General features: G+C 48.8%; 10 protein-coding genes. 6 read left to right on the top strand and 4 right to left on the bottom strand.

The window, feature by feature from the left end:
* Nucleotides 1–1350, top strand: a 1350-nt coding sequence (locus GX117_00175) for an amino acid permease (GenBank protein NLO31760.1), incomplete at its 5' end; no start/stop codon positions are given.
* A gap of 12 nt (nucleotides 1351–1362) precedes the next feature.
* Here GX117_00175 and GX117_00170 read toward each other — a convergent pair.
* Nucleotides 1363–3426 carry a sulfatase gene (locus GX117_00170; GenBank protein ID NLO31759.1) on the bottom strand — a complete coding sequence of 688 codons (2064 nt, stop codon included), beginning with the start codon at nucleotides 3424–3426 and terminating at the stop codon, nucleotides 1363–1365.
* Nucleotides 3427–3585: 159 nt separating this feature from the next.
* Between GX117_00170 and GX117_00165 the strand changes: the two genes are divergently transcribed.
* From GX117_00165 to GX117_00150, 4 genes are all read left to right on the top strand, one after another.
* On the top strand, nucleotides 3586–4437 hold the full coding sequence (locus tag GX117_00165) for an alpha/beta fold hydrolase (protein ID NLO31758.1): 852 nt from the start codon (nucleotides 3586–3588) through the stop codon (nucleotides 4435–4437).
* Between the two features lie 113 nt (nucleotides 4438–4550).
* Complete coding sequence (locus tag GX117_00160; GenBank protein NLO31757.1) at nucleotides 4551–5735, top strand: IscS subfamily cysteine desulfurase; 1185 nt, start codon at nucleotides 4551–4553, stop codon at nucleotides 5733–5735.
* Between the two features lie 2 nt (nucleotides 5736–5737).
* Nucleotides 5738–6349: an iron-sulfur cluster assembly scaffold protein gene (locus GX117_00155; protein ID NLO31756.1), complete on the top strand. Its 612-nt coding sequence runs from the start codon at nucleotides 5738–5740 to the stop codon at nucleotides 6347–6349.
* 252 nt (nucleotides 6350–6601) lie between these two features.
* On the top strand, nucleotides 6602–7498 hold the full coding sequence (locus GX117_00150; protein NLO31755.1) for a hypothetical protein: 897 nt from the start codon (nucleotides 6602–6604) through the stop codon (nucleotides 7496–7498).
* Between the two features lie 77 nt (nucleotides 7499–7575).
* Here GX117_00150 and GX117_00145 read toward each other — a convergent pair whose 3' ends face one another.
* From GX117_00145 to queA, 3 genes are all read right to left on the bottom strand, one after another.
* The gene (locus GX117_00145; protein NLO31754.1) at nucleotides 7576–8457 is read right to left on the bottom strand and encodes a TIM barrel protein; all 882 of its coding nucleotides are present in this window, start codon (nucleotides 8455–8457) and stop codon (nucleotides 7576–7578) included.
* A 67-nt stretch (nucleotides 8458–8524) separates the two neighbouring features.
* Nucleotides 8525–9619, bottom strand: coding sequence for a DegT/DnrJ/EryC1/StrS family aminotransferase (locus GX117_00140; protein NLO31753.1), 1095 nt, complete (start codon nucleotides 9617–9619; stop codon nucleotides 8525–8527).
* 161 nt (nucleotides 9620–9780) lie between these two features.
* Nucleotides 9781–10803 carry a tRNA preQ1(34) S-adenosylmethionine ribosyltransferase-isomerase QueA gene (queA, locus tag GX117_00135; GenBank protein NLO31752.1) on the bottom strand — a complete coding sequence of 341 codons (1023 nt, stop codon included), beginning with the start codon at nucleotides 10801–10803 and terminating at the stop codon, nucleotides 9781–9783.
* Between the two features lie 313 nt (nucleotides 10804–11116).
* Here queA and GX117_00130 point away from each other — a divergent pair.
* Nucleotides 11117–11725, top strand: a 609-nt coding sequence (locus GX117_00130) for a hypothetical protein (GenBank protein NLO31751.1), incomplete at its 3' end; no start/stop codon positions are given.

Genomic DNA, 11725 nt, shown 5'->3' with positions numbered 1-11725 from the left:
ACCCTATCCTCAGCGGTAGGATGTATGATGGGCGCGCCACGCATTCTGCAGGCACTTGCCCGCGACCGGCTCTTTGCTCCTTTACAAATCTTTGCGAAAGGGTCTTCCTCCACCGACGAACCGCGCAACGCCATCTTGATGACCTTTGTGTTGTCGCAAGCGGGCATCATGCTGGGTGATTTAAACGTGATTGCGCCCATCATCACCATGGCGTTTTTGATCACCTACGGCACCCTGAATATGGCAACCTTCTATGAGTCCGTCACAGGCAACCCGAGTTATCGTCCTAAATTTCGCTATTGTCATTGGTCCATCTCTTTAGTCGGAGCCTTGGCGTGTTTGATCGTGATGTTTTTAATTGCCCCTGTTCAGGCCTTTGTTGCCCTTGTCGTTATGATCTCTTTGTACCGCTATATCAGTTATCGCAAGATTGAGGGGCGCTGGGGCAGTCTGCAAAGCGGCGTACTCTTTGAACGGGTTCGCAAAAATTTGGTTCAGCTGGAAGAAACAGCACATCATCCTAAAAATTGGCGGCCTATTATTCTAGCGCTCAGCGGAGGCGGTTGGGAGCGGCCCCATATCGCGCTCTACGGACACTGGTTCGCCGCCGGCAATGGTATCCTTTCTTTAGGGCAGATTATTACGGGCGACATTACGGATCGCAGCGGCCGCCGAGACAGCCAAGAAGAATTGCTGCGCCAATTTATTTCGAAACAGGAGTTGCAGGCTTTTCCCGCCGTAGTGGTTGCGCCCGATATCACCGCCGGTATCCAGTCTCTTGTTCAGTGTCACGGCATCGGACTGTTGCGTCCCAACACGATTTTGACGGGCTGGCCTTCCGATTATCAAAAAGCGGCCTCCTTTTTTGCGACCATACGCAATATTATCCAACTGCGCAGGAACGTTATTTGTATGCGCCTTGCCGACTATCCGGCAGATCCTCGCGAAGTGCCGGAGGGCACCATAGACGTGTGGTGGCGCGGAAAAGATAACGGACCGCTCATGCTCCTCCTCGCCTATCTCCTTTCTTTGAATCTGAACTGGCGCGACCACACGGTCCGGTTGATGCGCATCATTTCCAATCAAGCAGGAGAAGAACAGGTCTATAGTCATTTACAAGAGTTGATTCAGGCATCCCGTATCCCGGCAACACCCCATGTCATTGTGGCGGAAGACTCCGCCCAAGCCATTATCTCGACTTCTGCCGATGCGGCCTTGGTTATCTTAGGTTTCGATCTCCCCGATGCAAAGGAAGAAGAACAGTTCTACGAGCACATGGAAGAATTGACGGGCAGCCTTTCACGGTGTGCCTTTGTGTATAGCGCCGGCGGTATGGATCTTTATGCCTGAGCTTTGCAGCGTTTACAGGTAACCCAGTGCTTCAAGGGAACGGATAGACTCGGGATCCAGCGGCTCCTCCTCATCGGAGTCTATGCCCAACTGATCGCGGAAGCGGGCGTCCTCTTCTTTGCGCTGCTCCAACAGCTGCCTGCCCCGCTCCAAATTCTCCGCGTCCTGAAAGATTAATGAATTGCGTTCTTCGGGATCCGCCTCCAAATTGAAGAGCCACTCATGACCGGACAAAGTCCCATGAATATATTTCATAGAATCAAAGACTACGCCCTCCAAGCGGTCATGAAAGAGACTGGATCCAATGTAGATAGGCTCCGTTGCAGTATGGGGCGCGGCCGTGGATAACATGGGCGATAAAGACGACATCAGCCCTTCCGGATACTCAGGACTAATGTGACATAATTCAAGAATGGTCGGCATAATGGCTTGGGTACTGACATTATCTTCTATGTGATCCTGCCCGCTGCTGTGCGGACTTTTAATGAAGAATGGAACATTGACCAATTCATTGTACAGGCTTTGACCATGCTCGAAAAGATCATGATCCCAAAATTCTTCGCCATGATCCGAAGTGAAAACAATCAAAGCAGAATCGTATAGATTGAGACTGCGCAGCGCTTCGAGGAAACGACCCAGTTCCGCATCAATAAAACGCACCTCGCCTTGGTAGAGGGCTCTGATCCAGTCGCGGTCTTCCACAGAACGGGCTGTACTGCCCATACGAGCAGCGCGTGTTTCGTGGAACTCCATCTCTCTTCCGTCGCCGCCTTGTTTAGGTTGATGCGCTACGGGCGGTTTATAAGGCGTGTGAGGATCAAAATAATGGAGCCACAAAAAGAAATCCCGTTCCCGATTTTCTTGAACCCATTCAATGGCATGATCGGTCATACCGGAAGCGTCAGGAATTAAGCGCGGCAGCATATAGATTAATTCATGAGTCAAGCCCACGCCAAAATGTTCGATATCGTATTTTTGCATGGGATACCAGTGGTATTCCTTAAAACCGCGGTTCAATTTGCTCCGTTCTTGCAAAAGACCGTTAAAGCCGATGGCGCTTGTATGGTAGCCTCCTTGTTGCATCGCCTCCGCCAAGGTCGGCGCTTTTTCTGTCAGTGCCCCTTTCCCGGTAATCATTTGGTGCACCTGAGGCCTTAGACCCGTCAAAATGGAACTTACTGAAGGACAGGTCCACGGAGCAGCACTAAAGGCTTTTGTAAATACAGTGCTGTCTTCAGCCAATCCATCGATCTGTGGTGTTTGTCCTTTGTATTCGGCGTTATAACATCCCAAGGCATCGCGGCGCAGCGTGTCGACCGTAATGAGGACTACGTGTTTGGCTTGGGCGGCAGCAGGAGCGCCCTCGGTCGACACAGCATCTTCTGCTGCCGGGTTGTTCTTAAAAAGGAGTAACGGCGCTATACATAGGAGGAAAACCACAATCAAAAAGATCTGAAGCCGTCTGGGAGATGCAAACAAAAACCACAACAACAAAATGGATAGTAAGGCAAGCGCCAAATAAAGGGTGATAAATATTCCGCCCGACAATTGTGGTAATGACGTGTTGCGCAGCCATAGGATGCAGATAAGGGCAAAAAATTGAAGGGCAATTATGGTGAAAGGACGAAGGGTCAACACCTTATTTCGGTTCCGCGTTATTTTTCCCAAGATAAGGCTGAAGAACACAGCGCTTATGACTGCAAAACTTAAAAAGTAACGGGTTAGTAATCCCCAATAGGGCGCGTACTTGTCGGTATAGGCGAAAACGATATTTAAGACGTGCATCAGATAGGATGCCATTAAGACTGTGTAGAGGAGCATAAAAATAGCTAAGCCTGCACGCATGGATCCCAACCACACCGCAAAAACCAAGAAGCATCCCCAAGTTATCGCCAGCGTACAGCCCATGACTGCAATTGAAACGCTATAGTGATATAAAAAATCGGGCAGGGTCAAATCAACAAGCCCATCTAATATTATAAAGTAGGTGATTGCCTCCATGGAGGCGATAACGGTACTTGCCACAAAACACCACGCCAGAGGATACAATAAATATTTCTTAAAACGAAGGACCACGACTTTTCTCCTTTATCCCTTCACCATCATGGCAAAGCTCAACGATCATTATTTTAAAAATGGTATCATACATGGGTAAAAGCATACCATTACAGAAAAAGATGGCAAGCACTTACAGGCTTGATAATTTACGGCAACCCCAGGAATTTATCTGACTCAATGCGGCAGACAATCATCAAATTCGCCGTCCTTATACCGGTACTTTTGTTGCTGTTCTATGGGCTTATCGTGTTCCTGTTGTGGATGGTGCAGGAACCGCTTCTGTTCATGCGCGCTGACTCCCTTGTCCGTGAAAAGCCCGATGAGCGGTCGTGGGACTATGAAGACCTATGGTTGGAAGTGAATGGAGAAAAAAGTCACGGGTGGTGGATCCCTCTGGAAAATGCTGACTATGTAATACTTTTTTCTCACGGCAGCGGGCGTAATATAACAGGCTATCTGGATGATGTTGCGCTCTATCGTGAAGCCGGCTTCTCTGTTCTTCTCTATGACTATGGCGGTTATGGGGAAAGCAGCGGTAAAGCTTCGGAAAAGAGATGCTATGCCGACGCCCACGCCATGTGGGATTATCTGGTATCTACCCGCAACATTGCGCCTGACCATATTATCTTGGCGGGCAGTTCTTTGGGCGGCGCCATGGCGGTAGAACTTGCCGCGACGCGCAAAGGGGCAGGACTCATTCTGGAAAGCAGCTTTACTTCTGCACGGGACGTGGTGCAGGATACTTTTTCTTGGCTCATTCTTCCTTTGATATGGCATATTCAATTTAATAATCTGGACAAAATACATTCTATTTCTTGTCCGCTCTTGGTGATCCATAGTCGGGAGGACACCGTTGTTCCTTTTCAGCATGGACAACGCCTTTATGAAAAGGCTTTGGAACCTAAACATTTTGTAGCTATCGAAGGCGCGCATTACAGCGGGAAATTTCGTTCAAAAGAAATGTACTTGTACCATTTACGCCGTTTTGCTGAAGACTATTTTTCTATCAAATCTACCGAGGCTTTTTAACAGCAGAGATTTCCGACGTCAGGGAATAGTATGGAGTCGACTTGTTGTTCTAAACTACGGGCTACTTACTGGGCGCGTTCGCGTCAATTTCTTATGGAAGGTATGATATGACAATGACACAACGACATGTTTATCTGGATCACAATTCGACAACACCTTTGCATCCGGAAGTCATCAAGACAATGAAAGATGGTATGGATTATTTTGGTAATCCTTCAAGCATGCACGCTTTTGGCCGGCAAGCCAAGGGATTCGTTAATGAAGCACGTGAACGGATCGCCACCTTTATCGGCGCGTTACCTGAAGAAATTATTTTTACAGGCAGCGGTTCTGAAGCAAACAATACAGTTCTGTCCATACTTGGATGCACCGCCACACACTGCAGCTGCGACCGGGAACATAAACCCCGTATTGTTACCACAACAATCGAACATCCTTGCATCTTAGAAACTTCAAAATGCTTAACGGGACAGGGTACCGGAATCGTCTATATTGACGTAGACAGCTATGGAAAAATAGACATGGACGCCCTGCGAGAAGCAGTCACCGAAGAAACAGGCTTGGTTTCTGTGATGATGGCGAACAATGAAATCGGCACCTTGCAGGATATTCGTGCCATCGCACGTATCGCCCATGAAAAGGGCGCCCATTTCCATACGGACGCCGTGCAGGCCTTTGGAAAGATACCCATTAACGTACATGACTTAGGCGTGGACTTCCTTACCGTTTCCGCCCATAAAATCTACGGCCCCAAAGGGGGCGGCGCGCTCTATGTGCGCCGGGGCGTGCACTTCTGCCCCATGATCCATGGCGGCCATCAAGAACGCGGGCGACGGGCCGGTACCGAAAATACGCTTGGGATTATGGGGATGGGCAAGGCGGTGGAAATGCGCGCGCTGGAAATGGATGAAGAATCCTTGCGCATGCAGACCCTCAAACAAGCTTTAAAAACAGGAATTGAAGAACGTATCCCGGACGTCTGGTTTAATGGACATCCAACGGATTCCCTGTCGTCAACCTTGAACGTGTCTTTTGACGGGGCAGAAGGAGAAAGTATCCTCCTCTACCTCGATCTTGAAGGTATCGCAGTCTCCACGGGATCAGCCTGTGCCTCCGGATCGCTCGAACCTTCCCACGTTTTGTTGGCGACCGGCATGCCCGTTGAACGGGCTCACGGTTCGATTCGCATGAGCTTGGGCAGAGAAAATACGATGAATGATATTGATTATGTACTGGACAAATTACCCCGCGTCATCGATCGGATACGCGAAATGTCTACCGTATACGGGAGAAAATAATTATGAGCAGTCACCAATCTTGGGCTTATACAGACATTGTAAAAGACCATTTTATGAACCCTCGAAATATACTCAGAGATGACGATTATCAGGATGACGGCAAAGGAATCGTCGGCAATATCCAATGCGGCGACGAAATGTTGGTGGTCATCAAAGTTGATAAAGAGAATGAGACGATCGCTGATTGCAAATGGCGCACCTACGGCTGTGCCAGCGCTATAGCGAGTACATCCGTTATGTCTGAACTTGTCATTGGATTGCCCCTTCATGAGGCCTTCAACATCGGGCCGAGGCAAATAGCCTCTGCCTTGGGACAACTTCCTGAAAACAAAATCCACTGTTCTGTACTTGGCGATAAAGCCTTGCGGGCAGCCATTAACGACTACTATCTTCGTTCAGGTCAAGCCGGGAAGGTTGTTAAAGAAGTAGCGCGCATTGTATGCACCTGTATGAATGTGACGGATCATGAGATTGAAGAAGCAGTGCTGGATGGAGCACGCACCTTTCTGGAACTGCAAGAACAAACCAAGATCAGCACTGTTTGCGGCAAATGCAAAGATGAGGCGCAGCAATTACTAAAAGATTATGTAAAAAAACACTTCGCCCCTGAGTGATGCCCCTTCCCGCCGCGCGGTCTATTCAACGAAGTGTTGCATTAAATAGCACTGCGCCTGCATACCCACAGCATAGCGTTACTTATCCTTCACTTACGCCCCCTTGTTTCCTCCACGGAAAGAAGGGGGTTTTCAATAGGATATATTCGCGCCTTCTTTTATAGAGCAAAGCTTTAAATCAAGATTGGATTGTGGCAGAATAGAGTTCCCCGTGACTTATTACTCTTTTTTTAAATTCAGATAAGGTGCAGCATGGAAATAATCTTTACAATCTTTCGAAATCTCGGTTATATGTACTATGTCAACTTCTTGGGTGTTCCCTACAAATGGTTGGAACGCTTTTTAGGAGAAGATAATATTCACGAGGGTACAGAACTCGTGTTTAAAGTACTGGTTTCCATTGCACTGCTCTTTATCCTCCTCTATCTAATACGCCTGATACACGCCGGGATTCGGAGTCTTCAGACGCGGCGTCAAATAAATAAAAGCATGGAAGGCTATGATGTGCGGGAACCTTATACCGTCCGTGACACTACCTTTGTCGATGAGTTGGATATGGTTCAACATCCGCTGCACACGCTGGCACAACTCAAAAAGGAGAAGCGCTACGGGCACATGGCGGAACTCTTTTCCCGGCTCAACCAACCCGAGGAAGCGGGGCGTTGGTTCGTAAAAGACAAACAATACAAACGGGCTGCAGAGGAAATGGCGAAAGCCGGGCAAACAACCAAGGCAGCACGTATGTTGCTCCGCATGAAAGAATATGAAACGGCAGCACGCTTTTTCGCCGGCGTCGGTAATTATTCGCGTGCTGCGTCGGCACTCTACAAAAATGGGGATATGTCGGGAGCCGCTTCCATGTATGCCGAAGGCAAAGAATTCAAAAAAGCAGCAACCATGTTCAGCCAATACTTCACCACCACCCAAGACTCATTCGATATCCAAATAAAAGCGGCTGATTTATGTTATCGCTGGCTGCAAAAGAATGAGTTCACCGACAGTGTTCCCATTGACGATCGCAATCACCTGTTTTTGCTGGTGGCAGCGCGCTTTCTAAAAGCGGGGCGTCCTGCTCTTGCGGCGACACTCTACCAGGAAGGCGGCGATACGCGACGCGCCGGAGAAATCTATCGGACACTGCCGCGATAGTGCTTCGGCTTCAAAGGGTCGCGGCAACTGTAAAGGTATCGCAGCTACTGCAAGCGGTCTCGTTGATTACTTGTTAATCAGGCAAGACATTTCAGCGTAGCGTTCAGTGTTTCCTCGTAATTGCCTGTGGAATGACCGCATTCCAAAGCGACATAACCATCGTAACCCGTTTCTTTGATGGCATTGAAGATATTGGCATAGTTCAATTCGCCGGTGCCGGGCTCTTTTCGTCCGGGATTGTCAGCCACATGGAAATGGCCGATATACTCCATATTGTCGCGGAAATTGCGGATGACATTGCCTTCTGTTATCTGTTGGTGATATATATCAAAGAGGATTTTAATACGAGGGCTGTTCACCTCTTTCAAAATGGCGACGGCTTGATCGGTGCGCGTAAAAAAGAAGCCCACATGATCCACCAAAGGATTCAAAGTTTCCATAACAATCGTTACGTCATTGTCTTCGGCAATGGGCGCGAGCCGCTTCAGACATTGAATGACATAGTCAGTCTGCTCTTCCATGGAAATGTCAGTACGTACGTTTCCGGTTAATCCCACCAGTTTTTTGCAGCCCAGTTTCTTGGCAAGTTCCACACGTTTTTCAAACATATCCACTGTTTTATCGTGATCTTCCTGCTGAACCATCCAGCCGTCGGCAATCGCTCCTGCCCCGACGATACAGCTCAGTTCCAAACCCAGCGTATCTGCTTTGGCGCGCAACGAATCGGGATTGCCCACAGGCCAGAGCCATTCATAAGCGGGCAGCCCCCAAGCGGCAACGGCCTCTAACTTGTCTTCGGGGCGCTTGCCGGGAAACCAATCCAAGGGAGCCGACATGCGCAGCTTCGTATTGGAGAAGGGTTTATCTTCAGGAATGGCGGCAATGCTTGATGTTGCGCTCATAACACCGGAAGCAAGGGCGGCAACACTACAGGAACTCAAAAAACTTCGTCTTTTCATTTTCGTAATCTCCTTAGGGTTTATGGAATTAGTGTAAATGATAAATTCATTGAATGCAAACCGATCCTCAGGCAGGCACAAGCTCGGCCAAGGCTGCGATCACCGCGTCTTGCTGAGTTTCAGTTAATTCCGGATAGATGGGCAGTGCCAACACTTCCCGGCAGGCTTGTTCTGCTTTCGGACAATATGCAGGGGCCTTCAATAAACGCTCAATGCAGGGTTGACGGTGCAGCGGTCTCGGATAAAATACACTGCATCCGATTCCTTTTTCATGAAGTTCCTTTTGGACACGGTCGCGGTCCGGAACTCGGATCACATATTGATGATACAAGTGACACGCATCTTCGATCGTTGTAGGCGCTACAATCTCCGGCAACTGTTGAAGCAGGCTGGTGTAATAAGAAGCGCGTGCTCGACGCTGCTTATTCCATTCCTCCAGTTTCTTTATTTTAACATCAAGAACAGCAGCCTGCAGCGTATGCAGATGGCTGTTGACACCGATTTCGATATGATGATATTGGCAGTCCATACCATGACCACGAAGGAGGCGTAAATGCTGTGCCGCGTCATCGTCGTTGGTTAAGATGGCGCCGCCTTCACCTGCTGCGCCTAAATTTTTCGTCGGATAAAAACTTAGGGCAGAAGCATAGCCCCAAGCCCCCGCTTGTTTTCCTTGATACCTCGCGCCCAAAGCCTGTGCCGCATCTTCAATAATGGGCAGGTTGTGCCGCTTCGCAATCGCTTCAATGGCGTCCATCTGAGCACATTGACCAAAGACATGAACAGGCAGCAGACAACGGGTTTTAGCGGTGATTAGCGGCTCGATTGATGCTGGATCCATATTAAAGCTGTCCGCTTCAATATCGGCGAATACAGGCACGCCCCCGGCATTTACAATAGCGCCGGCAGTGGCGAAAAACGAGAAGGGCGATGTGATCACTTCGTCGCCGGGATTAAGCCCTAAGCCTCGAAGCGCCACATAGAGCGCGTCGGTACCTGAACCGACGCCGATAGCGTGCTTCACTTCCGCGAATGCCGCCAAATTCTTCTCAAAACTTTCAACGATGGGACCGCCGCGAAACTGCTGTTTTTCCAATGTTTGTAATACAGCTTCCTCTATTTCTTTTCTAATAGAGGCGTACTGTGCTCGCAAATCCAACATGGGAACCTTCATAAGTATTTTTCGTTACTCCATTTGTTTGACTTAATCATCATCCTTCCTCAGTCACCATACCCTTCCCCTTGGATAGACTATACAAAGGCTTCAACAACTATTTCAAGAGAAAGCAATGAAAGGCTTGACCGCCGCGCGAAAGAAAAAGGCTACCGAATCAACATAACATCGCCGTAGGAATAAAAGCGGAACTTCTCGTCAACAGCGCGCCTATAGGCTTCCATAATTAATTCATAGCCGCCAAAAGCACAGACCAAAGCCAACAAGCTGGACCTGGGCAAATGAAAATTAGTTTGCAGTATATCCACTCCCTGAAATTGATACGGCGGTTTAATATAAAGCGAAGTGGTGCCGCTGCCGCTTCGAAAAGAACCGTCGGAAAATTGCGTTTCCAGAACACGGGCACAAGTAGTCCCCACAGCGACGATCCGACCGCCCGATTCTCTCGTTTTATTAAGCGTTTTACACGCAATTTCAGGAAAATCATATTCTTCTGCGTCGACTCGGTGTTCTTCCAGTGATGTTGCGGTAATCGGTTTAAAGGTACCATAACCAACATGTAAAGTTAAGGAAACCCGGCCTACACCGAGCTGATCCAAACGATGAAAGACGCGGTCCGTAAAATGGAGCCCTGCCGTGGGAGCCGCCACAGCGCCCGGTATCCGTGCGTAGACCGTTTGATAACGTTCGGCATCCTGCCGATCTTCTTTTTCACGCTTAATATAGGGAGGTAATGGGATTTGACCCGCCCCTTCAAGTCGTTCGATGACCTCCGAGTCGTTGAAATAAACCTTTCGCTTTCCACCTTCAACCCATCCATCTACGCGGGCATCCAAGCCGCCTGAGAAATGTACCGTTGTTCCCGGCTTCACCTTGGCGGAAGGCCGAACCAGCGCTATCCAACAAGCCGACTCTATTTCTTGTAACAGAAACAGCTCCACACGACCACCGCTCGATTTATGACCGTGAAGACGCGCACGAATCACCCGTGTATCATTAAGGACCATGGTGTCGCCGCGCTTTAAATATTGAGCGATATTTTTATAACTGTCCAATTGAATGGAATCGGAATCTCGATCCACCACCATGAGCCGTGATTCATCCCGTTGTGGTGAAGGCGACTGGGCAATGAGCGATTCAGGTAAGCTGTAGTCTAAAGCTTCGGTAAGCATAAAATAACACCTATAGAAAACTAATGAAGAGGCTGAACAAGAGCGTGTATAGTATCATGAATCACCCTCAAAATAGGCAGGAAAATACTCTCCGCTCAGTCAATGAATCACGTATCTATCCTTTATCTTTTGATAAAGACAGGGACGACAAGATACCATGATCTTGTTGTTTAAGAAAAATAAACCCTATCTATAAGGTATGTTTGCAACGCTGCTGTTGTTAACAAAGCATTTATTTTCAATCGCGTACTAAAATCAACGGCTCAATGGGCCGGATTAATGAAAGACGACTGCAAAAGGAAAGGAGAGAAATATGACCGACGAGACATCAAAAAAACTGCTTAATCGCCGCCATTTCATAAGTGTGGCAGGGGCAGCCATTGCAGGCAGTTCCATGGTGGCTGCGCAAACACCCCTTCCCCGCGGGGCAAAGGAGACCATAACAGCTTCAGACCCTAAAAATGCGCCTTTACTGTGTGGCTGGGCGACGACAACGATCACGCCCGACAAACCGGTTCAGCTGGCCGGTCAATTCGCCGAACGGGTCTCGAAAAAAGTTCTCGAACCTTGCATGGCAAATGCATTGGTTATGGATGGCTTCCGTTCCGATGGTACGCCCGATCAAGCAGTTCTCGTATCCTGCGACCTCGTGCATATCCCCAAAGAAATTGTCGCCGCTGTTAGGGAACGCGTTGCAAAGGATCTGCCGGAACTGGATGCCAACAAAATTATCTTGGCGGCAACCCATACGCATACGGGTCCCACCATGATTTCCGGTACCTATAAAGATCCCGCCCCGGGAATCATCCATCCCGAAGAATATTGTGAATTTTTTATTGACCAGGTATCCGCGCTTATTGTTGATGCATGGGAAAAGCGTCAACCAAGCGGCATCAGCCGGGCGGTAGGTCATGCCGCCGTT

The sequence above is a fragment of the Candidatus Hydrogenedentota bacterium genome (assembly GCA_012523015.1).
In the GTDB taxonomy this organism is placed as follows: domain Bacteria; phylum Hydrogenedentota; class Hydrogenedentia; order Hydrogenedentales; family CAITNO01; genus JAAYBJ01.
This window is presented reverse-complemented; position numbering and strand designations above follow the sequence as displayed.